This is a genomic window from Paenibacillus sp. JNU01 (genome assembly GCF_059130585.1).
Map to the genome: position 1 here is coordinate 2,336,460 of NZ_CP169723.1, position 25,483 is coordinate 2,361,942.

Annotated in this window: 16 protein-coding genes; 2 read left to right on the top strand and 14 right to left on the bottom strand. The window is 47.1% G+C overall.

Going from position 1 to position 25,483, the window contains the following annotated elements; translation table 11 throughout:
* Positions 1 to 117: 117 nt before the first annotated feature.
* The 9 genes from pulA to NLBNIHML_RS10205 all read right to left on the bottom strand — a co-directional run bounded on the left by pulA (position 118) and on the right by NLBNIHML_RS10205 (position 16,450).
* On the bottom strand, positions 118 to 2,166 hold the full coding sequence (pulA, locus tag NLBNIHML_RS10165) for a type I pullulanase (RefSeq protein ID WP_494354316.1): 2,049 nt from the start codon (positions 2,164 to 2,166) through the stop codon (positions 118 to 120).
* Between the two features lie 169 nt (positions 2,167 to 2,335).
* Positions 2,336 to 6,013, bottom strand: a complete 3,678-nt coding sequence (locus NLBNIHML_RS10170; RefSeq protein ID WP_494354317.1) for a DUF5704 domain-containing protein — start codon at positions 6,011 to 6,013, stop codon at positions 2,336 to 2,338.
* Between the two features lie 18 nt (positions 6,014 to 6,031).
* Positions 6,032 to 7,300, bottom strand: a complete 1,269-nt coding sequence (locus NLBNIHML_RS10175; protein WP_494354318.1) for an S-layer homology domain-containing protein — start codon at positions 7,298 to 7,300, stop codon at positions 6,032 to 6,034.
* 342 nt (positions 7,301 to 7,642) lie between these two features.
* Positions 7,643 to 9,154, bottom strand: coding sequence for an extracellular solute-binding protein (locus NLBNIHML_RS10180; protein WP_494354319.1), 1,512 nt, complete (start codon positions 9,152 to 9,154; stop codon positions 7,643 to 7,645).
* Positions 9,155 to 9,262: 108 nt separating this feature from the next.
* On the bottom strand, positions 9,263 to 10,366 hold the full coding sequence (locus NLBNIHML_RS10185; protein ID WP_494354320.1) for a glycoside hydrolase family 88/105 protein: 1,104 nt from the start codon (positions 10,364 to 10,366) through the stop codon (positions 9,263 to 9,265).
* 24 nt (positions 10,367 to 10,390) lie between these two features.
* Complete coding sequence (locus NLBNIHML_RS10190; protein WP_342570853.1) at positions 10,391 to 11,890, bottom strand: extracellular solute-binding protein; 1,500 nt, start codon at positions 11,888 to 11,890, stop codon at positions 10,391 to 10,393.
* Between the two features lie 70 nt (positions 11,891 to 11,960).
* Entirely contained in the window at positions 11,961 to 12,833 is an 873-nt protein-coding gene (locus tag NLBNIHML_RS10195; RefSeq protein WP_124115652.1) for a carbohydrate ABC transporter permease, read from the bottom strand.
* Between the two features lie 45 nt (positions 12,834 to 12,878).
* Positions 12,879 to 13,832, bottom strand: a complete 954-nt coding sequence (locus NLBNIHML_RS10200; protein WP_017686861.1) for an ABC transporter permease — start codon at positions 13,830 to 13,832, stop codon at positions 12,879 to 12,881.
* A gap of 281 nt (positions 13,833 to 14,113) precedes the next feature.
* Positions 14,114 to 16,450 (bottom strand): AraC family transcriptional regulator, encoded by a 2,337-nt coding sequence (locus NLBNIHML_RS10205; RefSeq protein ID WP_494354321.1) that lies wholly within the window; start codon positions 16,448 to 16,450, stop codon positions 14,114 to 14,116.
* Positions 16,451 to 16,976: 526 nt separating this feature from the next.
* On the opposite strand from NLBNIHML_RS10205, the gene NLBNIHML_RS10210 reads away from it, so the two are divergent.
* Together NLBNIHML_RS10210 and NLBNIHML_RS10215 are read left to right on the top strand one after the other, a co-directional pair.
* Positions 16,977 to 18,989, top strand: coding sequence for an endonuclease MutS2 (locus tag NLBNIHML_RS10210; RefSeq protein WP_494354322.1), 2,013 nt, complete (start codon positions 16,977 to 16,979; stop codon positions 18,987 to 18,989).
* A gap of 146 nt (positions 18,990 to 19,135) precedes the next feature.
* A complete protein-coding gene (locus NLBNIHML_RS10215; RefSeq protein ID WP_339306113.1) occupies positions 19,136 to 19,387 on the top strand; it encodes a cysteine-rich CWC family protein in 252 nt (83 codons plus the stop codon).
* A gap of 60 nt (positions 19,388 to 19,447) precedes the next feature.
* On the opposite strand, the gene NLBNIHML_RS10220 is transcribed toward NLBNIHML_RS10215, so the two are convergent.
* From NLBNIHML_RS10220 to gcvH, 5 genes are all read right to left on the bottom strand, one after another.
* On the bottom strand, positions 19,448 to 20,593 hold the full coding sequence (locus tag NLBNIHML_RS10220) for a mannitol-1-phosphate 5-dehydrogenase (protein ID WP_494354323.1): 1,146 nt from the start codon (positions 20,591 to 20,593) through the stop codon (positions 19,448 to 19,450).
* On the bottom strand, positions 20,590 to 21,024 hold the full coding sequence (locus NLBNIHML_RS10225; protein ID WP_339236891.1) for a PTS mannitol transporter subunit IIA: 435 nt from the start codon (positions 21,022 to 21,024) through the stop codon (positions 20,590 to 20,592). Before NLBNIHML_RS10225 ends, NLBNIHML_RS10220 begins: the two co-directional genes overlap by 4 nt.
* Positions 21,021 to 23,123, bottom strand: a complete 2,103-nt coding sequence (locus NLBNIHML_RS10230; RefSeq protein WP_494354324.1) for a BglG family transcription antiterminator — start codon at positions 23,121 to 23,123, stop codon at positions 21,021 to 21,023. Before NLBNIHML_RS10230 ends, NLBNIHML_RS10225 begins: the two co-directional genes overlap by 4 nt.
* A 38-nt stretch (positions 23,124 to 23,161) precedes the next feature.
* A complete protein-coding gene (locus NLBNIHML_RS10235; protein WP_339256937.1) occupies positions 23,162 to 24,616 on the bottom strand; it encodes a PTS mannitol transporter subunit IIBC in 1,455 nt (484 codons plus the stop codon).
* A gap of 419 nt (positions 24,617 to 25,035) precedes the next feature.
* Positions 25,036 to 25,428: a glycine cleavage system protein GcvH gene (gene gcvH, locus NLBNIHML_RS10240; protein WP_145150142.1), complete on the bottom strand. Its 393-nt coding sequence runs from the start codon at positions 25,426 to 25,428 to the stop codon at positions 25,036 to 25,038.
* Positions 25,429 to 25,483 lie beyond the last annotated feature (55 nt).

Here is a 25,483-nt window from a genome sequence, read left to right on the forward strand (position 1 = left end):
GAAGGACGACTCATTTTCATTTTCAACCCAATCTACAGGACAATTGGACATGTCCTTATTTAAGCACGCTCCCTTTTACTAGCACACTACATTCTCTTGCTTGAGGATTAGGGTAGATCAGGAATTGGAATACATCACCGTTATGGATAGCCCGTACACATTTACCTGTCCGTCCTGTACGGTACGTATCGTATCAAAGCCTGCTTGTCCTTTCTCAACAATTACATTCCATGTTCCTGTGGGAACAGAGAGGTCTCGGTTTTCCTTTGCACCGTTATAGATGACGACAATACGTTCCCAAGGATCGCTGGCTGCTGTACCGTTCAGTTCATACGCCAGTAGCCCATTATCTTTTTCGATTAGACGAACATGCTTCTCGATCTCTTCCCGTGTACGAAGCCGAAATACGGGATGCTCTCGCCGAAGAAGAATCAGCCCACGGTAATAGTCAAACACTGGCTTGAACAGCTGCTTTTGCTCCCAATGTATGGCGTTGACTGCGTCTCCACTCTGGTGGCTGTTGGCATCCCCATATTTGCTGCGAAGCAGCTCATCTCCAGCGGCGATCAAGGGTACACCCTGGGAGGTTAGAACAATACCGTTGGCAAGCAAACAACGCCTAACGGTCTCATTTTCCAGAATGTGTTCCGGATCAATCTGCAGGTAAGGCTCAGCCTTCTCTACAGCCTCTTCCACACTTTCGCAACCGCGAATACACCCATCCTCGTCATAGGTGAGGAAATTCAAGGTATCGTGGAGTCCTTGTGTACGTGCAACTTTGTCCCACAGGTTGAGATTATCATGCACCGTTACATAGTTGATCGTCTCGGATGGACCATCCGTAAAATCCTGAACGGCTCCCCCGACGCCAGTCCACAATTCGTCTTCTTTCCCGTCCGCCCCCGTCGCAAATCCCGTACCCACTCCATCGCTGTCTCCCTTGATCACGCCGCGGAAATTATCGTTAAACACAGCAAAACCCGCCCCGCGCTGCGTTCCTTTTAGGGTCATATCATCCCCAAGTGGCGAATCGAGTGCGCCCCATGGTTCACCATATAACAAAATGGAAGGTGACACTTCGGTATGCAATTCCGCTGCAAGCTGTTTCATCGTAGTGGTGTCGATCAGGCCCATCAGATCAAAGCGAAAACCGTCCACATGGTACTCCTCTGCCCAGTAGCGGACCGAGTCGATGATAAACTTGCGAACCATGGCGCGTTCAGTAGCCACCTCATTACCCGTACCTGAACCATTGCTATAGGTCCCATCGGCGTTTTGACGATAGTAGTACCCTGGTACAAGTTTTTCAAAAGAGCTGCCTTCCGTATCAAACGTATGATTATACACCACATCCATAATGACACCTATTCCCTTGTTATGAAGGGCAAGCACCATGGATTTGAACTCACGAATTCGTGTCTCCGGGTCGTCTGCACGTGATGCATAGGAACCTTCCGGCACATTATAATGGAGCGGGTCATATCCCCAGTTATAGTTGGAGGCATCCGTCGTATCACCATCTACTCTGGATTCATCCACCGTCGCAAAATCAAATACGGGTAGCAAATGCACATGGGTAATCCCGAGTTCAACCAAATGATCGATCCCTAGTGTGTTGCCCTTCGAATCACGCAGATCTGTCTCGGTAAAAGCCAAGTACTTGCCTTTATTCGTTATTCCCGACGAAGGGTGAATGGAGAAATCACGGACATGCAGTTCGTACAGGACTGCATCTACAGGACTGGTCAATTCGGGGCGTATATCCTCACTCCATCCGTTCGGATGTGTCTGCTCCAGTCTGACAATTACACCCATTTCTCCATTCATGGTCACGGCTCGTGCGTAAGGATCTACAGCATTGGTCGAATGTCCATCTTCGAAAGTAGGCTTGTACATGTAACGGTAGCCGCTTAAATCGCCCTCCAGTTCCAGAAACCATGTGCCTTGTTCTTTCTTTTGCATAGGTATCGCCTGCTGTTTCCGTTGATTGGGCTCTTCCTCAGGGTTCCCTCCTGTCAAAGGCGGGTACAGAAGTAGTTCCATCTGAACGGCTAACGGTGACCAGACTTTGAAGCGACAGGCTTGTGCTTCTAAGGTGACACCTAAATCTCTTCCTCTGTATGTATCATCTGAAATCAATAGTTCCTGCTTATCCTCTTCAATCATATGTGTTGTTCCCCTCTCGTTGAGAAAATTATGAATATGGATAGAACGAGCGCTCCTTACCCTTTATACCCGTTCTGATGCCCAACCATAATCCCAATTACACAAAAGAAGACAAACGTCATGTAGATTCACATAACGTCTGCCTTCTTAATGGATCGATAACCTCTCTCTAATGCGGTACCTGGGATTGGAAATCATTACGGCTGGATTGATCGGCGTGGTACCAAACCACGTCCCCATCTTGCATCGGCCAGCTTCTCCCCTGACTATCTACCGGGCTGTAATCGAAACCTTCCATTTGCCATTGATTCATCAACGGTGCATGAATATATTGCAGATGGGGTGCATTCGTATTGCCACTGCGCAACGTTTCGATGTTGAAGTTCACTACAATGTAACCGTCCCTCAGAAATACCTTTGACTTGTCATCCAACTGGTTTTGTCTGGCAAGGGATTCGAGATCGGTTCCTTTGGGCGCTGCATATACATCGGCTGGCAAGCTATACTCCCCATACCAGCGCTGAATCGCTGCATTCGCCCGATCCACATTAACACTGGCGGGAATATCTGTTTTTGGGCCAATAAGTGTGCGGATCTGTGAAGGGAGAATCATCCAGTTATACCGACCTACCCACGTTTTATAATGAGAGGTCTGATCCACGAAACGAACCATATGTTCGGCGAGTGACCCTTGAATACGTTCTTCCTCCGACAGTTCATAGGTATACTGGTAGCGCGCCGTATCCCCCAACTCCGTACCGGGTACATTCCGCAACCGTGAGTTCAGCACAACAAAGCGTTTCTCTAAATCCTGTGCCGATCCGATACGAATAAGTCGTTCCTGTCCCCGATGGTAGTATAAATCCACTTCTTGCCGGGTGGTGCCATCTTTGCTCACAAAAGAGAACGTTGGCGTGATTCGGATACCATCCTGTTTCCCAAACATATTACCTTTGGTCTTCAGATCAAACTTGAAATGGTAACCCGTCTTCACCGCTGCATTTCGGAAGCCTTGTACCGGATGACTGCCGGGACGAATAGGCAGGACATAAGGAGCCAAATTACCTCGGGGATCTCCGTCGATACTATTTCCACCGATCCAGTAGCTCACACCCGTTGGTTCGGGGCTGCCCATCCGCTTGCGGAACACATTCTCCCAGTTGTAGTCTGAAATATCCGTGATGTGAAAATCATACAATCGTCCGATAACCTCTACAGCAACGGTATCTGCTGCAACATGATGGGTCAGATTTGTGTTGGCATCCTGTTGTTCTGTAAAGTTTGCAGGTGCATTTTCGGCAATATTACGAAACTCTATCTGATAGTTCCCTTCATCTACCCATACAGGGAGATAAAAAGGGGTATCTAATTGATTTACCGGAATATCCACCCAAGTCATGGCCGGGATGAACTGGCTTCTGGCTTCATTATAAACATCGAATGGGAAACGAACCTGTTTGATCCGAAAATATTTTGCATAATCATGGTTTCCATAACCAGGGTAACTCCCTATATCCAAATGTTGACCTGAAGTTGGAATTCGTACAACAAATGGACGCTCTAGAATAAGTGCAGCTCTGGTCGGATCAGGCGTAGTCTTCTGGTTATGCGGCTGATCATCGGATACCCAGGCATAGTTCACAACTGGAGTATGCACTGTCACCGAGTTGATGCCCAGAATGGGGAACTTCTGATCCTGCCCACCGTTAACATTGCCAGGGAGCAAATCGTAAGAAATTTCACCAGTGGTCGGCTGGTTGGCTTTGTTCACCAATGTGTTCTTGATCGTCAGTCGGTTCTGGTATAGAACAAGATCCCCAATCATGCCCGGCTGGGGGATCGTTCCCGGTTGCCGAGCTGATTTTGCTACTGGAGCGGGGTCCATAATCGTCGCCCCATTAAAGGTTACCTTGTCGTTATTGACCGTGTTCTCTCTAACCTTCGCTTCAGCTTCAGATTGAAACAATGACGTTTCATCTGGCGTAGGCGGTTCATCGGAGCCACCTGGAACCCCTTGGATGCCAAGATCAATTTCTTGACATGGCGCAGGTTTCACATGAGTGTTAACCACAGTATCCATAGCCGATTGCAAAGTCGGTGGAGTATATGCATTGGGCGTCAGGGTCACGGTGTCACCATAACCACCTAGCGCATAGTTAGATACCTTTGCCTCATTTAACTTGTATACCTCCAGATTATCGATCTGCCAATAGCTATATGTCCTTGTTACTTGCATGATTTTATCTCCAGGGACGTCAAGTTCTCTGGGCTCAGGAGGTGTTCCTGGATCCCCCTCACCACTAGAAGCTCTTCCCGGAATCGTCCAGGTTTTATGATAAACCCTTTTCACAGGAACCTTGTAAGTCACCGTTCCTGTCATGTTAACCCAACGGTGCTGAAACAGATATTCCTTGGCCAAGACATTGGCATAGAGATCTTCCGAGGTCGGAATACCACGGGTAACATCGAACTTCTCAGATCCCCGATCATCCGCCTTCAACACACCTCGAACAGACGGGTCCATAACCAATGCTTCAATAACCGTGCCTCTACTAGGTGGGCTGATGGTCACAGAGCAAGCGTTCACAGGATCGCCCCCCGGATCACCATCATTCCCCCCTTCTCCATTATCCGTACAGTCCTTCACCTCAAGCACCTGAGTCCCTTGTTCATCCAGTTGCTGAGCAGTATCAAGAAAATGGGCTTTGATGGTAGTGCTGCCCACGATCCCTTTTGTTGTAATTTTGCCGTCTGCGCCAATCGTTGCCACAGTTGGATTCGAACTCTGCCAAGTCAATTTGGGATGAGCCGTCAGCTTATGAACAGTGCGATCCGGTTTGGTTAGAACTGCTTCTGCCTGTAGCGGTGTCGTATTGGCTTTACAAGCATTCGGCAGATTCACAACGAGCCCTGGTTCCGACGTGACTGTTATGGTTGCAGTATCCGAAATCAGGTATGTACCGTTGTTCCAGATCGCACGCACAGTGACTGTGCCTGGACTCTCGGCCGTTAACATCCCTGTTTTCAACTCTACACTCGCAATTGTCTCGTCAGAAGAAAACCATTTGATCTCCGCTTCTCTTCGTGACACGTCGATGCCCTCACCAAAGGCTGTCGCACCATAGCCCTTAGTCTTCACCAAGGCTTCCATCTGCTGGGTTTGACCTAGGGTAAGAGTTTTATCTGGAGTTACATCGATTTCTTTCTCTTCCTCCAAATCACCCTCCCAGATGATATCCATTGGTGTAAAATAAGAAACATTATGCTTAGGACATCCTGCCGTTGTTCTTCCCCCATTTTCAAATGGATCATTCTGAGTCCATTCATGATTTCCACCAGTTAATGTCTTGATTCCAACAACTGTGCTTGGAGGTGTAATAACTGTTCTTCCCACGCCAGTGTACGATTGTTGATTAGGCGGTGTTTGATATTCTACACTTTTAATTTTTACTTCTTTAAAACTAGAAGAGGTTAATGTATTGCCGTTATATTCAGGCCAAGAAACGGCTGGCCACCGTGAAAAGTCAACACTATCTGGTACCTCCTTCAATGCAGGATAAGGAGTTGTACAACTTCCTGCATTATTGGAATATGTGGGACCACCACTGTGATCCGCTCTAAATCTTCCATCATCAACCTGGTACCAATATACCCCTGGTGTACCCACTGTTTTCTCAGCTTGAATAGATTTGAGAACAGGACTTTTCATAGATTTTGGACCGTACGGATCGTTAGAAGCGTAAACAAAATCATTTATAGATAGCCCAATCAGGTAAGAACTTATTAGGAATAATACAAGCAATGTTCTGGACCAAATGAATACGGACAGCCGCATTCGTATTCTCATAGAATTGCTATCACCTCACTACTGGTACATATTTTGTATTTTCATTTCTCCTACATCTTCAGCTTTAACATGATACGATCCAATTTTATAATCTAAAGTTGACCTTGTCCAAAATCTAACCTTTTTCCCTTTTATGATGAGTTCTTTAGGGCTATTAGGAATAGTTTTGAATCCGTTCTTATCAGCAAATTCTAAATCTAGACGTCTAAAACTTAGTAATCCGTTGCTTAAACCACTACTGTAGGTAATCAAATCTGACTTATCTGTATTTGATATAAAAGATAAATCAGCAAATGTTAAATAATAGTCGCCACTCGAGATATTAGATTCCACAAAAAGTCTACTATATACTCCTTGAGGTTTACCATTTTGAACCTTCACCACAATAAACCTATGAAGTGTAAGCACTCCTGATTTGTTAGAAAGTTTTATATCTCCCTTAGATATATCACTTACCTTAACTGAATTTTTGGTATAAAAATAATTACTAATCGTCGTTAAATTCGTACCCGTCGTGCCGACCTCTCTCATTTCATTCAGATCACTATATTTCCCGGCATCCGTGCCCTCTACGTCCATATAACGCAGCAAAATGGCCGATACTTCTGCACGTGTGGTGGAATCCGCGGGTTTTAATGTGCCATCCTGAAAGCCACCGACAATGCCTGTCCCGCGAACAAGGGCAAGATACGGAATCTGCTCGGCACGAACGGTGCCACGGTTCACTTCCGGTGTGGGAAGCAGTGTGTTTTTCGTATCGTTAAAAGCATCTTGAAAGCTGCTCCCGGACTTGATCAATCCATTGGCAATCCATTTCATCATCTCGTAACGCGTTAGTTCCGCATTTGGATTGAAGCCTTTGGGATAATCGCCAGCGTTAATGAATCCTTGTCCGACAAGCTGGCTAACCGCCGCTTCAGACCAATGCCCCTTGAGATCAGCAAAGGGATTCTGCCCCTCTACCTTCTCCAGTCCAGTCGCGCGGGCAAGTATGGTCGCATATTCCCCACGCGTGATTTTGCCATTAGGACGAAACGTTCCATCTTGGTATCCAGAGATCAAGTTTTTTTCATAAGCTTTGGCAATTGTTGCTTGAGCCCAGTGGCCCTTGATATCTTTGAACTTGCTAAGGGCAGTATCACTTGTTACCGACGCCGCATTCGCTATTGACGTCAAATGTACGGGGCCAATCGGTAATAGTGTTGCTGCCAATACAGCTGTCGTTAACAACCCGACGATCCAACCGTTCCTTTTTTTCTTCTCGTGTCCTTCAATCTGCTTCTTCAATCTACTCACGCTCCTATGTACCTTAGTATGGGGATGCTTTACTTGGTCAACCTAGTCACTTCTCTTCATAACCAAAACCTAAATTTGCCATAATAATCAATATTCTACCATGTTGTACTAGGCTATTGGTATTATTTTTCGTCCATCCCCATCACTTCAAGGCTTGCAACGCTCCTTCCATAGACCCACTTGATTCGCTTAAAACAAAAAAAGGCCATGAATCCGCAGATTCATAGCCTTATGCTTTAAGGGTGTGGTCTTTCTTATGATATTGGAAAATGAACTCACTCATAGAATAAACCATATCATTCCAAATGATCAACCTTTTTTTCTCACTAAGCTTTATTTTCCGTTTAATTCCTTATAGGATGCTTCCAATTCCGTGATCAATTGATCACCACCGGCTTTTCTCCAGCTTGCAATTTCCTGCTCCCAACCTGCATCATCGATTTTACCCATAATGTACTTGGTCTGCGCATCCCAGATCATCTGATCCAGCTCCTGACCACGCTCGGTATAGATCGCCGAAGACAAGGTGAGCGCGGGATTGGGAATGGCGTACTGCTCATTTTCACGCGCCATCTTTGTACCTTTCATACCAATGGGAACATCGACCAGTTCAGCCACGTTATAACCTTCAATGCTTAACAAATTATCCCGATATGGCTTCACTTCACGCTGATAGGCGTCAAAATCCTTGAGTTCGGTTTTTCCATCCGCAGTCTTGGTATAGTGCACATCGAGTAATCCACGGAGCTGCAACGTGCTCAGTTCCTCATCCATCAACTGATCCAGGAACGTAAGGACCTTCTTCAGTTGCTCCTCATCTGTAACGGATGCTTTCGGAATGACCAGCATTCCGTAGTTTCCAGGCTCTCCGGCGATGCGAATACCATCGGGTCCCTGGAACGGAGCTACATCAATCTCTCCATCCGGAGCATTTGGCGTAAGCCGTTGCTGAGAAGATTTTCCGTTCTGAGCCACACCGTTCAGCTTCATGCCAACGAGGCCCGAATCCATTTTTTTGTCTGCATCCGAAGGATCAAGGGCAGGGAAGTCACTGTTAATCAGCCCCTCGCTGAACAATCGCTTGAAGAGTTTCATCGTATCCACATATTCCGGAGTCAAGAACTCCGGGGTCAGTTTCCCAGCATCATCCACACCCCATTTGTTGACACCGCCAATACTTACAGCAATACGCGTCAGTGGCGAAGAGACTCCCTCGTTATATTTCTTAAATAACAGTGCACCGTACGTATCTTCCTTACCATTCCCGTCTGGATCATCCTTACGAATAGAGCGCATCACTTCATACCAGTCATCCAGCGTTTTGGGTATATCCAGCTTCAATGTATCGAACCAGTCCTTGCGATATACGATCGCAGTCCGTCCAATATCCCGGAAGTTCGGAATACCGTAGATCTTGCCTTCAATTTTGATATTGTTAAAATAAGCCTCGGATTGGGCAGACAGGTTCTTATAATCCTTCAAGTAAGGCCCCAGTTCCCAGAACAGTCCCGTTTTGGCGGCATTAAACGTTGTCGGTACATAATTCACACGCATAATGGTCGGCATCTCGCCCGATGCAACCATAACGTTCACTTTATCATCAAAAGCAGACTGCGGAATCCACTGTACATTGACATCCGTATTGGTATATTCCTCAATCTTCTGTTCAATCCCATTCTCCTTGGCCGGTATATCACCTACCTGCATTAAAGAGATGGAAATGGGAAGTTTACCTTCCCCTGCAGCAGGCGCTTTTTCTCCCCCGCAACCTGCAAGCAATCCAGCGGACATTGCACCAATTACAACGATTCCGCCTAAACGGGACATTGGACCTTTTGGACTCATGAACCATCTCTCCTTTTGGATAGCCAATTTGTTCAGCAAACTTGCCTCATTTCACTCACACCAGCCATGTATGCGCTATCATAAATAATTTAGAGAGAAGAACCAGCATTACGCCAGTTCAATCTCCACCCCTGCCAAAATGAACGGAGCAACCGATTTCGGATCATTGATCCGAATGGACTCGGTCACATAATACTCATAGGACCCGTCACGATACGGGCTTCCTCCAAGACCGGCTCCGCCATTACACTGCGTCAAGGACAGTACGCCTTCACGATCCGTTTGCAGCAGATGCTGCAGCAGACCCTGATACCCTTTTTCCGCAACCGCTTTGAACTTGCCGCTCAGATATCCTTTACGCACACCCTTGGCAAATGCATAGACAAACATTGAGGTGCCTGAAGCCTCCAGATAGTTCCGCTCTCTTCCCGGCTGATCCAGCAGATGTGGCCATAGTCCGGTCTGTTGATCCTGAACATGTACTAATGCGTTTGCTACCCGTTCGAAGATGCCCACGATCTGCCCTCGCTGCGGATGATCTACCGGCAGATGATCCAGTGTATCCACAACCGCCATCACATACCAGCCCATCGCCCGGCTCCAGACATGTGGAGAACATCCCGTCTCCCCCGAACTCCAACGCTGCTCTTTGCTCTCATCCCAGGCATGGTACAAAAGACCACTACGCGGATCACGTGTACGTTGCTCCACCAGCAAGAGCTGCAGAGCCGCCTTGTCGAACCACTTCTCTTCACCCGTTACCGCGCCATACTGGGTGAGATATGGAGTAGCCATATACAAACCATCCAGCCACATCTGGAAAGGGTAAATCTTTTTGTGCCAGAATCCGCCTTCACTCGTATGTGGCTGTCCCTTGAGCTGAGTCATAAGCAAATCCGCAGCTTTGCGGTACTTTTCTTCACCCGTTTTCTCATGCAGCAGGAACAGTGATTTTCCCTGATTGATCTGATCCAGGTTATATTCCTCAACCGTATAGGAACGAATCGAGCCATCTTCCTGAACAAAATGATCCATTAGCTCACGGATGTAGTCAAAATACTTTTGCTCCCCGGTGTGCGTGTACAGCTCCTCGAGTGCTTTCAGAAAGCAGCCATTCTCATAATGCCAAGTGGAGTACAGCTCATGGTTGCGATAACTTTCCATGAATTGCTGTGCCATGCGCACCGATGTGAGTTGCAATGTTTCCTTCATGATCAAGCCTCCGCTTCCGGCTCTTTATTGAGCCTGTTTTTTATAATCTTCGGCATATTCCTCACGAATCTTGTTTCCACCCGCATTGCCCCAATTCTCAATTTCCTTTTCCCAGCCACTTTGATCGATCTTGCCCATGATATATTTGGTTTGTGCATCTGCAATGACCTGATCCAGATCCGCCCCGCGGTCACCATATGTTGGGGAATATAACGTTAGCGCAGGGTTTGGCACAGCGTGCTCCGCCAGTTCCTTGGCAAGTGCTGTACCTTTTTCACCCAGTTCCGTATCCTTCAACTTCGGTACGTTATACCCTTCCACATAAGGAAGGTTGTCACGGTAAGGTTTCACTTCACGCTGGAATGCATCGAAGTCACTCATCTCCACCTGATCTTCGCCCACTTTGGTGTAATGTTTATCTTCCATACCACGCATCAGCAGGGTAGCCATCTCAGGGTCCATCAGTTTATCCAGGAAGGAGAGTAGATTCTTGAGTTCTTCTTCCGATTTCACCGTCGATTTAGGGAATGCCAGAATGCCCGAGTTACCCGTCTGTCCTGCAACACGATCTCCATTCGGTCCGAGCAAACCAGCGATGTCTACCACACCATCCGGATTGTTTTTGGACAGACGCTCTTGCTGACTTTTTCCATTCTGAGCAACACCTACACGGATACCCACAACACCGGAATCATACTTTTTCTCCGCTTCCGTAGAATCGAATACGGCAAAGTCCTGGTTCAGCAGTTTCTCATCATACAACCGTTTCAGCAGATCCAGCACCTGCATATATTCCGGCGTCATGAATTCAGGCGTGAAGCTGCCATCCTCCTCAACTTTCCACTTGTTAGGTGCACCAAAACTTACGCCCAGGCGCGTCGTGAAGGAATATTGGTCCTCATTATATTTTTTGAAAAGCATCAACCCAAACGTATTATCCTGACCATCTCCATCTGGATCGGAGGTTGCCAGTGTTTTAATCGTTTCATACCATTCATCCGGTGTGGTTGGCACCTTCAGATTCAGCTTCTCGAACCAGTCCTTGCGATAAATCACCGTGGCCCGAGCGATATCCGAGAAAACTGGAACCCCGTAGATTTTGCCCTCTACCTTGATGTTGTCAAAAAAACGCTCGTTCTGAGCCGACAGATTTTTGTAGTCTTTCAGCAAAGGCCCCACTTCCCAGAACACATCATTACGCATAGCGCTGGTCACGGTCGGATTATACTGCACCTTCACAATTTTTGGCATATCGCTTGAAGCGATCATCACGTTAATTTTGTCATTATAGGCCGAAGCCGGTATCCACTGGATATCCAGCTTGGTGTTGGTATACTCTTCAATCTTTTGCTGAACTTCATTCCCTTTGCTTGGCACATCACCCACCTGTGCAATGGCTATGGATACATTTTGTACGCCGCCCTCGGCAGCCTGACCCTCGTCTGATCCGCATCCTGCCAGCAACCCTGTCACCAGTGCCAGTGTGCTCAAGACAGCTACGGCTTTCTTTTTTGTTGCTTTCATAACATGAAAACCTCCCTTTTTTTATACAGTTAAATTGTCATATTGAACTGACTTTGAAGCATATGAAGACTCAACCTTTCACCGAACCCAGCATTACTCCTTTTGCAAAGTGCTTTTGCAGGAATGGGTACACCAGCATAATCGGGATCGTGGAGAATACGATAACCGCCATGCGAATGGTAAGCGGCTGGATCTCGGTCTCTTCGATACTCGTGTCTCCGATTCGGCTCTGTGCCAGAATGACAATCTCACGCAGCCAGACTTGGACAGGCCACTTCTCACTATCGTTGATATAGATTACAGCGCTGAAGAAACTGTTCCAGTGGGCCACTGCATAAAAAAGTGAAAATGTCGCCATGGCTGGCATGGACAACGGCAGTACAATCCGGAACAATACGCCGACATCGTTACATCCATCAATTTTGGCTGCATCCTCCAGTTCATCGGGAATAGCCTGGAAGAAGTTTTTCAGTACAATCAAGTTAAACGCACTAATAGCGGTAGGCAGCATCAGCGACCATAATGTATCCGTCAGGTGCAAAGATTTCACGACAAAGTACGTTGGAATCATTCCGCCGCTGAAGAGCATCGTGAACAATACACCCAGCAAAATGGGCTGGCGTCCACGCAAATATCTTCTGGAGAGCGGATACGCCATAAGTGACGTAAACAACAGGTTAATAAAGGTACCAATCACCGTAATGTAGACCGATACACCCAGACTGCGAATCAAGGTATCCGTTGAGAAAATGTAGCGGTATGCAGCCAGAGAGAACTCTTTTGGAAAAAGAATAAATCCTCCCTTGGCCACTTCATGTGGACTGGTAAACGATACGGCCAAAATATAAATGAACGGTATGACCGTCACGATACCAATCAACAGCAGCAAGCCGTGATTGAGAAAATCAAAGATCCGGTTGCCCCACGTTTTATCCTGTTGCATCTTAATGTTCACTCCTGTCTGGTGAAGAACGTCTGCTCCCGAGGGTTAGTAGACGCCTTCCTCCCCGAATTTTTTGGCCAGCGTATTGGCACCAAGGACAAGCGCCAGCCCGACAACCGATTTGAACAACCCGACAGCAGCACTATAACTGTACTGTGCCTGGGTGAGCCCCTTCGTGTACACGTAGGTATCAAATACCTCGCCCACATCCCGGTTCGTCGGAGTCAGCATCAGGAAGATCTGTTCAAAGCCTGTATCCAGGAAATTACCCAGACGCAGAATAAGCAAAATGACGATTGTACTGCGAATGGCCGGCAACGTAATGTGCCAGGTTTGGCGCCAGCGATTGGCACCATCAATCCGTGCAGCTTCATAGAGTTGTGTATCAACACCGGAAAGTGCAGCAAGGAAGATAATCGTGCCCCAACCGACTTCTTTCCAGATGGATTGTCCAACAATCATCGTACGGAACCATCCGGGTTCAAGCAGGAACGCCACTTTTTGTCCAGTCAGGTTATAGAGCAATTCATTAATCGCACCGCCCTCGGTTGTGAACAGCATGTAGAACACACCGACAACAACAACCCAGGAAACAAAGTGCGGAACATAAACAAGCGTTTGTACAAATCGTTTGAAACGTTCACGGCGAACCTCATTCATCATGAGTGCCAGTACAATCGGCAGCGGGAAAAAGAACACAATGTTATAAATGGCGAGTAAAAACGTATTTCGAAACAATGTCCAGAACTGGGGTTCTCCGAAGAAACGCTGGAAATGTTTGAACCCTACCCAGTCACTCCCCAAGATGCCCTTGTAAGGCGTGTAATCTTGAAAAGCCATCGTGATGCCATACATGGGTATGTATTTGAAAATAACAAAGTAAAGCACACCCGGTATTAACATGATATACAGCCACCGGTTTTTGATAATGTCCCTCCACAGCAGGTTTTTGTCACTGCGGGTAGCGGGCCGTGTTCGAGCCGCCGTTTCGGCTTTCATAGTGTCTTCCTCCCCACATTGGAAACGATTACAAAAGATCACTTCCTGAATTCATATCTTCATTGTGGAGGATAAACCTATGACTGGCTATCGTCTCGTTTTAGCCTTTTGTTATTCCTTATGCAGCAAGGGTTTATCTGATTTCATTCACAGAAATGAAAGGCGCAATGAACTGCTTTTAACCTCCATATTCCTGTCTTAACTTCATGGATAAGTGTGGCCTTTTCCCTACACCTGAACATGAAAAAGCCTGCCTCCATGGCAGGCAGAACAGGCTTGTTTTATCGCTGCTGCTCCCGGTACTTGCCGGGGGTAGTTCCTGTGATTTTGCGAAACGTACGGATAAATGCGGTCGGATTGGTATAGTTTAATTTCTCCGCAATCTCTGATATTTTAAGATTTGTTGTTTGCAGCCAGGTCTTCGCTTTTTCCATACGGTACTCAGCGAGATATTCCGTAAAATTGACTCCGGCTTCCTTCTTGAATACCCGACTTAGGTAGACAGGGTGAAAATTAAGCTCAGCGGCACAGGCCTCCAGCGATAATTCACGATCATAACGTTCCTCGATCAAACGAATCATGCGCCTTGCAATATTCATGTATTGAGATTCTTCCTGCTCTCGCCAAAAACGGATGACGGGCTGGAACAGCCGCTTGCGGAACCAATTGGTCATTTCGTCCAATGTGGACAACTTTAGCAAATGTGACATGGATGCTTTTTCACCCAGTACTTCAGCCACATCTCCACCTTGCTCCTGAACAAGCTGATATACACGAGACAGCAACTGAACCATGATGACAGGGTATTCACTGAAATGAAGCTTCTTATCGGCAAGCAGCCCCAAATATTGCGTAAAATAGGCGTCTGTCTTCTCTTCATCTCCTTGCTTGAGCGCAGAAGCGAGCTGATCTTCAATCATCCGTAACTGGGTATACAACGCAGCCTCCATCTGACCACGTGGCTGTATATCCTCGTAATGCAAAATAATACGGCTGCCCAGACTTACCCGGCCTTGCAGTGCCTCGCGGCTCTCCTGAACCGCTCTTGGCGTATCTCCAATACAAGTGTACGAACGACTGATGCCAATACTTACGGGCAGATTCAGATAGGTCACGACACGTTCGCGAATCCAGTCTGCCTGGGTGTGCATCCATTCCTTCAGCTTCACCTCATCCGTGAGTTCAGAGGCAAGTACGGTGACTTGAGCATCATCCAGCATGACCGGGGTGAACCGAACTGCAGAAGGAAGGAGTTCACCTACCATATTGTTGACAGCAAACAGCAGCAGGTCCCGATCCTGTTCCTCATATCGGGTCCCTTCCAACGTATCCATCTGGAGCATGAGTACGCCAAGACTTGTCCACCCGGTCGGGAAGTCATACAATTCTCCCTGATATCTGAAATCTTCTTCCGAGATTTTGCCTGTTAGCAGTTTGGTCATAAAAAACTCTTGGAGATGTACATGCTGCCCTTTCATCTGCTCACGCATCGTTTTCTCCGAACTGAACAAGGTTGACAATTGCTCCTCAATATAGATAAATTCATCCTGACGGCGTCCTGATGGAATAACTGGGGAATCCAACCCTTTCGTAAATTGTAGCAGTCTGGAGATCGGTGAATACATCCGCCGACTGCCGTATATGGCGACCAATCCCGTTACACATAACATGACCAGTGTAGCGACACCGGTAACCAATGCAATTTTCTGTGATTGGGCCGTGATCTGCCCAAGGGATACAACGGACACGTATAACCAGCCATTAAGTGGAGATTGCCTATAGCTAACCGCCACTTGGTTACCTTCCACCTCTGAGCTGAAGAACCCCTCTGGCTGGCCTGTCGTTTGCACCATTTCATCAATTTCCTTATTGAGCATGTCATATTTCCCATCTTGCTGCACATCGTTTAGAAAATACTTCTGCTCCCGATCCAGAACGTACATATCTCCGGAATTCGCATTTCGGCTCAAGAATGTACTTATTTCCGTATCGGCGATATCAATCACAAGAAATCCCTTTGGTTTCACATTCGTTGGCATCATCGGGATTTTGAATACCATACTGACCACATTATCCGATGATATGAGAGTAGGTGCCTGTTCGGGTGTCAGTTCCCCCATGCCAGCTGACACGGGTACACTTTCTTTGGCTGAACTGGCATTTTGAGTGACCCAGAACAGGCTGTTAGTGTAGGTCAGATAAGAACCAATCCGGTCCCGAATGCTGAAATCATCCAATTTGCCAAAAGAACGCATCGAAACAACCCAATCTTCGTCCAGATTAACCAGATAGGCTTGGTCAATGTTCGTAACCGCTTGCAAGTTGTTAAAGCCTGACGTCAGGTCACGAATCTCCTGAAAATCGCTGCTGTCCATCGGTTTCTTCATCGCTTGAAGTACCAGGGGTGAATTGACATACTGAATGGATGATAATTGCAGGCTGCGCAGAACTTGTTCTACCCGCATTTGGGTCTGATGCAATATCTGAAGGTTGCTTTCACGCACTTTCTGCTCAATGTCACGTGATGCAATCGTGTACGAGACCGAACCAATAACAATGACGGGAAGGGCTCCGAGGATCAGGGTAAAGCAGAGCAAACGCAGTAAATACTTAGGCAAAAAGAGCATCCTCCTTTAATATGTATGTTTATTATATTAAATCGCTTTCATTGGATTATTTTACTATTGTTATTTTAAAACCCATTCTTATTCAAGTCCACTCATTTATTCTAAGGTTGACTTCAAACCAATTTCCAGTTTATATTGGTTGCATATTCCTCAATCAAAGGAGAGATTTTTAATGTCGGTGAATGTTCTTAACTAACCAAGTTTCATATTCAGGAGTTTGGCCTTTCATTGCGCTTGTGCCCACATGGCATACGTGTATTTCATGATGCGCCAGATCCCTGTACTTAGTTAAGAACAGCGGATATCATAAATCGCCTCCGGGATTGTCATTGTCCGGGTCTATTTCCGCGCTGAGTTCAGCGCGGATTTTTTAATATAGACCTGTAGTGGACTTTGCTTTCCCATATATTTAGGGCGGAGAATGACGTTTGTTCATTCTCCGCCCTTTTTGCGTTTTCCAGGAATATGTTTCGCGTGTCAACTGCAATCCCAATTCAAATTCAAGGAGAGATTACGCATGAATGAGAGCACATTAAACAGTCTGGGTTATCCACAAATTCAAAAAAATGTTGCAGACTGCGCCCTGTCTTATCTGGGCAAACGTTATGCCAGAGAACTAAAACCGATGGTAGATGCTCGCCTGATCCAGCTGCGCCTGGAAGAAACAGCAGAAGCGGCTGCGTTGATTCGTTTCGGGGCCAGTATCCCCCTCCCTTCACTCGACGGAATGGAAACGATTATGGATCTGCTTGGCACCGGTTATCTATTCAGTGAACGTGACTTCAGTCATCTTGCTCAGTTCCTGCGGAGCTGTGCACAACTCATGAAGTACATGGAGGGCAAATCTGACGCCGCTCCCACCGTTAGTCGCTATGCAGCATCCATGATTCTGATCGAACCTTTGCTGCGTGAGATCGAGCGCTGCATCCATAGTGGACGCATTCAGGATCAAGCAAGCAAGGAGCTGACTCGTATTCGCAAAAAAATGACGGTGAATGAGGAGCGTATGAAACGAAAGCTTGATTCTCTGGTGAGTAAACATCGTTCCATTATGCAGGAGCATGTCATCAGCCAACGCGGAGGAAGAACCGTTCTGCCCATTAAGAAAGAGTCCCGCAAACAGGTGAAAGGCAGTGTGCTGGATGAATCCGGAAGCGGGCAAACCGTATATATTGAACCTGTTGAGTTAGTAAGTCTGCAGATGGAATTGGCCGCTCTACAAGCGGAGGAGTCCCGAGAGGAGATGAGAATTCTCGGTGATTTAACCTCTCTGGCCGAATCGTATAACCGTGAAATCGCACTGAACACCGAAACGGTTGGTGTATTGGACTTCCTGTTTGCAAAAGCCAAATATGCGGCCACCATGGACGGACGTACCGTTCAAGTCAATACTCAGGGCCACATCAGCCTTCAACGTGCACGTCATCCGTTCATGGGTTCTTCCATGGTTCCGCTTGATTTTGCCATTGGCAGGACGTATTCGTCACTCATTATTACGGGCCCGAATACCGGGGGTAAAACGGTCGCACTCAAAACCCTTGGTTTGTTAACCCTGATGATGCAATCCGGTTTGCTTATTCCGGTGGAGGAAGGTGGCGAGATGGCTGTTTATAACGAGGTAGCGGTTGATATTGGTGACGGGCAGAGTCTGGAACAGGCACTCAGTACATTCTCAGCACACATTCGCAATATGATTGGCATACTGGAACAGGCCAATACGTCAACCTTGGTGCTTATTGATGAGATGGCTTCCGGCACAGATCCCGGTGAAGGTGTCGGACTGTCCATTGCCATGCTGGAGGAGCTGCACAGCCGCGGAGCAACCGTTGTGGCGACAACCCATTTTGGTGAAATCAAACATTTTGCTGCGGCCACGCCAGGATTCGAAAATGCCCGTATGGAATTTGACACCGTTACTCTCCAGCCGCTGTATCGATTGCGTATCGGAGAAGCTGGTGAGAGCTATGCTTATTCCATCGCATTAAAGCTGGGCATGCCACAGCGAATTATCGAGCGTTCCAAGTCCCTGTCAGATCAAAGTATTTCGAGAGATCGTACAATGGTGTTCACGTCACCTCCTATGAAAACTCCGATCCTGACGCCGGAGCGTTCCGCTAAGGAGGCAGACGACCCGACAGAGTTATCCAAGCGGAATCAGTTGAATCAGACGAAGCAATCCAAAAATTCAATCGGTCTCCACAAACAGAGAACAACCAGAGAGTCGAATTCTCTTGCTCCTGCCAAAACGTTTCGCAAAGGGGATCGGGTGTATGCGGCCTATCTGAATCAGTCGGGAATCGTATGTGATGTGGAGGATAGCCGTGGAAATATCGGGGTCATGCTACGTGGACGCAAAGTCAAAATCCATAAAAAACGCCTGACCCTGCATATATCTGCCGATGAGTTATATCCGGGTGACGATTATGATCTGGACATTGTGCTGGAGACAAAAGAAAACCGCAAGAAACGCAAATTAATGGGACGTAAACATGTGGAAGGCCTGCAGATTGAACTACCGCCTGAAGAATGAATAACCCCTGGGAGAAACAGATGTGGTGGTAAACTGGAAGTCATATATACACAGTGAATTCCATAATCACTGACGCATTTCTGTTATACTGGGAGCAGTATGTTCAACTTCAGCTCGTAGCTATTCCACAGGGAGGGAAGAACTGTATGTCTGCAGAACAAGACGATCAAGAGCACATCCCAATCGATGTTCTTGTCTGCCCATTATGCGGTGAAGCTAATCGCTGTTCTTATGCCGCAGGACATCCTCATTCGGAATGCTGGTGTAACCGGGCTACTTTCCCCGAGGGTGTATTTGACCGCATTCCGGCAGAACAGCGCCGAAAATCGTGTATATGTCAGCGCTGTTTGGATGAATATGCCGATAAACATCAACCAAAAGAAGAGCCACACAGTTAACAACTGTATGGCTCTTCTTCATTATGCCTCATCTATATTGTTAGCTGGCTACCGCTGCTCTTACATTTGGTTATACTGGGCAACAGCCTGTTCAAGCACCGGATGATGCTCATCCATCGACGTGTAATGGTGGAGCGCAGCTGTAATTCCCTTCTGGCGAATCATGTCCTGTAATTCCACTGCTTCCGGATCATCGGAGACATCGAACTTGCAGGCTGCTGCCATGCCCATAGCCAGATAGATCGTTTCGGTTCCATCCGCATATGCCTGAAGGGCAGGGCGAACCAGACGATCATTCGGAGACAATTTGCGCAGCGGGGAACGACCAACACGAGTAACCTCATCAGTGAGATACGGGTTGACGAACCGTCCCAATATTTTGACAATATACTGCTCATGCTCTTCCGGGTTGAATGCAAAACGCTTCACCAATACTTTTCCGGTTTCCTGCAAAGCACCGTATACAATCGATTTCACTTTCTCGTCGGCAATAGCCTTCTGAATCGTGTCATACCCGTGTACATGACCGATATATGCTGCAACGCAGTGTCCTGTATTCACCGTGAACAGCTTCCGTTCGATATAAGGCTCCAGATCATCAACATACAGAATGCCCTCAACCGGTTTGAAGGCCGGGGCCATCTGGGAACGATCTACCACCCACTCGTAAAAAGGCTCCACCTGCACATGCAGAGGATCTTCATGATGCTGGATAGGCACGATCCGGTCTACGGCCGAATCTGGAAAATACACGTACTGATCCGCAAGGGAACGTGTCTCATCATTGAGCAGAGCATATACATGCTCTTTCAATTGTGTACTGGCTCCAATGGCGTTCTCGCAAGCAATAATGTGAAGAGGGTTTTGTGCAGGACCGGAATTCAGTCTTTTTTCAAGTCCCTTCGCAATACCTGGTGCAATATGTTTCAGTACGCCCACGCCCACTGCGGTTGTGATCAGATCAGCTTCCACAACGGTTTGGGCAACCGTCTCCAGCTGAGTTCCATCGATCGCATTTACACCTGTCACGGTCTCCTGATCCTTGCTCTCGTTAGCCAGTACCACCGTATACTGACCTCGTTGCTGGAGAGTGGTTACCAATGTCTGATTCACGTCTGAAAAAATCACCTCATACCCTGCCCGGGAGAGGATTAATCCGATAAAACCGCGTCCAATGTTACCTGCGCCAAAGTGTAGGGCCTTCATAGCTCCATTTCACTTTCCAGAATAGCGATAACTTCTTCGGCTGTTTTCGCGAGACGCAGGGCCTCCATGTTCTCATCCTCAGCACAGATCACCGCAATGCTAGTCAAGATCTCCATATGTTCCCCGCCTTGAGCCGCGATACCAATGACCATATAAGCCTTCTCATCGCCAAAATCAACACCCTGTGGGTACTGAATAACGGAAATGCCTGTGGATAAAATGAATGCTTTGGATTCCTTCGTACCGTGCGGAATCGCAAGACCGTTCCCTACATAGGTTGAGACAATCTCTTCACGTTCAATCATCTTCTCAATGTAATCAGCGGTAATATGTCCCGCATCCTTCAGAATCTGTCCTGCCATACGAATCGCTTCGTATTTGTCCTGAGCCGTCGCATTCATGATGACTTTATCTGTTGTTAACATACTCATAGTGGTTGACCTCCAATTTCGGTTTTACTGCGATAGAATCCAACGAGTTCCTGGGAAAGGTAATGAATGAGTTCATCCCTGATTCCCTTTTCCAGCAATATAATCATTTCTTCCTGCAATAACAGGGCACTAATCTCACTGAGAACCTCCAGGCTTTCCTTGGATAATTCTCTCGGACCGAGCATCAAAAGAACATGGGTAACTCCTGCCGGATCATCCGGCGTACGAAGAAGTGGTTCCGTGAGCTGAAACAAGCTAATGGACGGCCTGTATATTCCCTCACTTCGTGTATGAAACAGAGCAAGTCTTGTGCCGGGAATCTTCTGACTCCCCACTGCTTCACGTGCCTCCAGCCGTTTTGCGATCTCCTCTGGCTCCTTCAACACGCCCGTTCCATGGAGCACGTTGCACATCGCATACACCGTTTTATAGAACCCGATATCCTGATTATCCAGCGGGTACACCTGAAACTTGCCGATAATTCGGACGATTTCAACTAAAATAGCTTCCATTCCATCAGGGTCTGAGTAACGACTTGTTGTCTGAACCTCTGCTTCACGGGGCTTATTATGCTGTCGTTGTAACGTTGTTGTTCGGATAAAATGACGCAGACGTTCGCTCTCTTCTGCCGTAAGCAGTGGACTCACTTTGTAATACTGATGCTCATCCATCGGCAGATCGACCGTCGATAACACCAGATCATACTGATCTGTAGGTATCCGGGCAGCTTCATACCAGGACACGCTATCCATGATTCGAATCTCGGGAATCTCCTTGGACAATCGGCTGGATAGCATGCGTGATGATCCAATTCCGCTTGTACACACGATGATCGCCCTGATCTCCCGTTTCAATGTACGCAACCTCTCGATGGAAGCCCCAAAGTGCATGACTAAGAAACCAATTTCCTCATCCGGAACGTCTGTGCCTGGCCAAGCTTGCCCAACAGATTGTTTGACCTCTTCGAACAGGGAGTCATAATCTTTGCGAATCTGCTGCAGTAGCGGATTACGTATCATCTGTTGCCCTTCAATTCGCTCCATTACAGGTTGCATATGACCAAGCAGACCTTCACGAAGCAATCGATCCTCATGAAAGGTGTAATGCGTTCTTGCCTGCATCTGATCAATCAGTGAATGTACCCTGTCCAGTAAAATCAAGTCGTCGATTGGCAACAGCCGCGAAGAGTGAATTCGCTGCTCTGTCTCAACTAATAATCTGTGAAAATAAGCTTGCTCATCTTGGGAGAATGTCAGCCCCAGTTGAGTGGATAACACACCGCATAAGCGGGAAGCCATATAAGGTGGAACCTTCATCTCATCCTGCTCTGCAGTTGCATCTTCCATGTTCTCTCGCGGAGAAATACGGCCAATGCCAAAGCCTTTACGAATACGTACAACTGCGACGGATAATTGAATCAGCAGCTTCATGTATTGGCGTTCCGGGATGTTCTCCAGCCATTCGATATCTGGTTGCCATAACGCATTTTCGATCGTAAGCACATCACCGTGTCCAATCATATCCAGCAATTTTTGGTTTACGATGGAGCCACCTTGTTCAGGTTGTCTTCCGAACAGGTCGGATTCATCCAGAAATTCCAAAGCAAGTGCAGCTATGGCTGTGCGATGAATCGTCTCACTCCCGTTAATCTTGACGCCATATCCACGTCTGCGAACCAGCTTCAGTCCCGCCTGACGAATCCGTGACTCCAGATCATCCAGATCTGTGGTTACGGTGGATACGGTCACTTTCAAATCCGAAGCCAGAGCGAGTAATTTCACAGGCTCCGCTTCATCAAGCAGGATGCAAAGCATGAAGAGCTTACGCTCTTCCGGCGTAAACTCTACATATTCTTTACCCTCCAGTTGCTGGCGCAATACAGCCAGATCATCGGAACTGGCATCAATTCGGATACCGGTTCCTGATTTTTTTTCCAGCCTCATGCCCAAAGGTTCAAGCCATTGTTCAATCATTTGCAGCTCCCGGTGAACCGTTCGGGTACTAACCTTTACTTCAACGGCAATTTCACCGGCAGTGACTTCATGTGGATGCTCCAGCAGAAACTCCACGATTTCACGTTGTCTTTTGGTAATACTCATATCTCAGCCTCCGGCTCAGGGAAAACGATTGCGCGCAATTACTTCAGACGTTCAACAAGCGCATCGTATTCCGGGCTTTTTAGGAAGTTGTCGATGGATATATGTTCTGCGTTCGGCGCAACGGAGCGGGCACGATCGGTTAATATTTGTTGTGTGATTACCACATCTGCATCCGGCGGGATATCACTGATGGCCGTGTTGGTCACCGTAACGTCAATCCCCTCTGCCTTCATCTTCTTGCGGAGAATGGAAGCACCCATGGCACTCGACCCCATGCCTGCATCACAGGAGAAGACAATCTTCTTCACATCTGTTTTCACTGTAGAAGAAGCCTTATCTGAAGCTCTGTCTGCTTCACGATGACTAGCTGTAATGCCAGCGTTCGGTACGTTTCCTTGACTCTTCATGTCTTTCATCCGACTGGATGCGGACTCCAAATCTTCGTCCTTTTGTTTACCCGTTTTCAGCAACACTGCTGCAATCAAGAATGAAACGACTGCTGCTACAAGCACCCCTGCGAGCATTGGAAGGTATCCACCTTTTGGTGTTAACAGGAAATACGCGATAATACTACCCGGTGATGGTGCCGAAACAAGTCCTGCTCCGGTGAGCATGAATGTTAATGTACCTGCGACGCCACCCGCGATTGCGGCAAGAATCAGAATCGGTCTCATCAGAATATAAGGGAAGTAGATCTCATGAATTCCCCCGAAGAAATGAATGATAACGGCACCTGGTGCAGAAGATTTGGCCATTCCGCGTCCGAAGAAGCAGTAAGCAAGCAAGATACCAAGTCCCGGACCCGGGTTGGATTCAAGCATGTATAGAACAGATTGTCCTAATTCTCTTGCCTGATCTGTTGCAATTGGTGTTAGAATACCGTGGTTGATTGCATTGTTCAGGAACAACACTTTACCTGGTTCGATAATCAGGTTGACCAGCGGTAGCAAGCCCAGATTCATCAGACCTTGCACACCGGCAGACAATACTTTGCTAATCGCTTCTACAGCTGGCCCAATACCCAGTAGAGCAAAAATCCCCAAGATCCCGCCAATAATACCGGCTGAGAAGTTGTTAACCAGCATTTCAAATCCGGCTTTAACTTTACCTTCAATGGATTTATCGAACTTTTTGATGATCCATGCTGCCAGTGGTCCGGCAATCATGGCACCGAGGAACATCGGAATATCACTACCCACGATGACCCCGATGGTCATAATGGCACCTACGACACCACCACGCTGACCATGCACCATCGTACCCCCGGTGTAACCAATTAACAGTGGGAGCAAATATTTAATCATTGGATCAACTAACTGTGCTAGTGTCTCGTTAGGGAACCAGCCTGTTGGAATGAACATGGCCGTAATTAATCCCCAAGCGATGAACGCTCCCATATTCGGCATGACCATACCACTCAGGAATCGGCCAAAACGTTGCACACCTACCCGTAGCCCACCTTTGGAATTGGACGATTGGTCCAAATTACTCATTGTATTATCCTCCTTGGATCAAGTGATTATGACTTATGAAAGGGGTATCATTTCTCCCCTGCTGTAATCCTAAGCGAGAATGCTCTCCTGTTCAATGAAATGAAAGCGTACTTTCGTCATGAACAATGATGACAACATTAGGTTATGTAATCGTTTTTATTGATGCATAATGGCTAAAACCATTGGTACACAAGGCTTTTCCTGCCTATGACTTTTGTCATTTCCAGCATCATTTTCTAACCTATAGCTTGGTCCAATCAGGTGATTTACATCCCTAATCTGCCTCGATCCCTATTCAAAACCATTCCTGGAAAGCACAAAAAACCTGTGCAAGCATCCGGCTCACACAGGTCGAAACAATATGAAGCTAATTTCATTATTTTATAAAGTATATGTTAATAAGTACAAGTCCGTTGAGCCTATTCTTCCGTATGTTTACGATACGCATCTGCATTCATCAATGTAGACAACGCTGCTGTCAGATCTCCCTCAACACGGATCTCAATCATCCAGCCTTCCTCGTAAGGAGAACTGTTCACAAGTTCAGGCGAGTCCTGCAACGAATCATTCACTGCAATAATTGAACCTGTGACGGGAGAGAACAAGTCCGACACCGTTTTGACCGATTCAATCGTTCCAATGCTGTCTTCTGCTTTTACATTGGATTCAAGGTCAGGCAATTCCACAAACACAATGTCACCCAGCTGATGCTGCGCGAACTCGGTAATGCCAATACGTACAGTATCCTCCCCTACGGTTTGCACCCATTCGTGCTCTTCACTGTACAGGAAATCACTTTTCAATTCGCTCATCGATATCCGCCTCGCTTTTCATTAATGAGTGCATGCGTTCTTTGACCTTAACCTT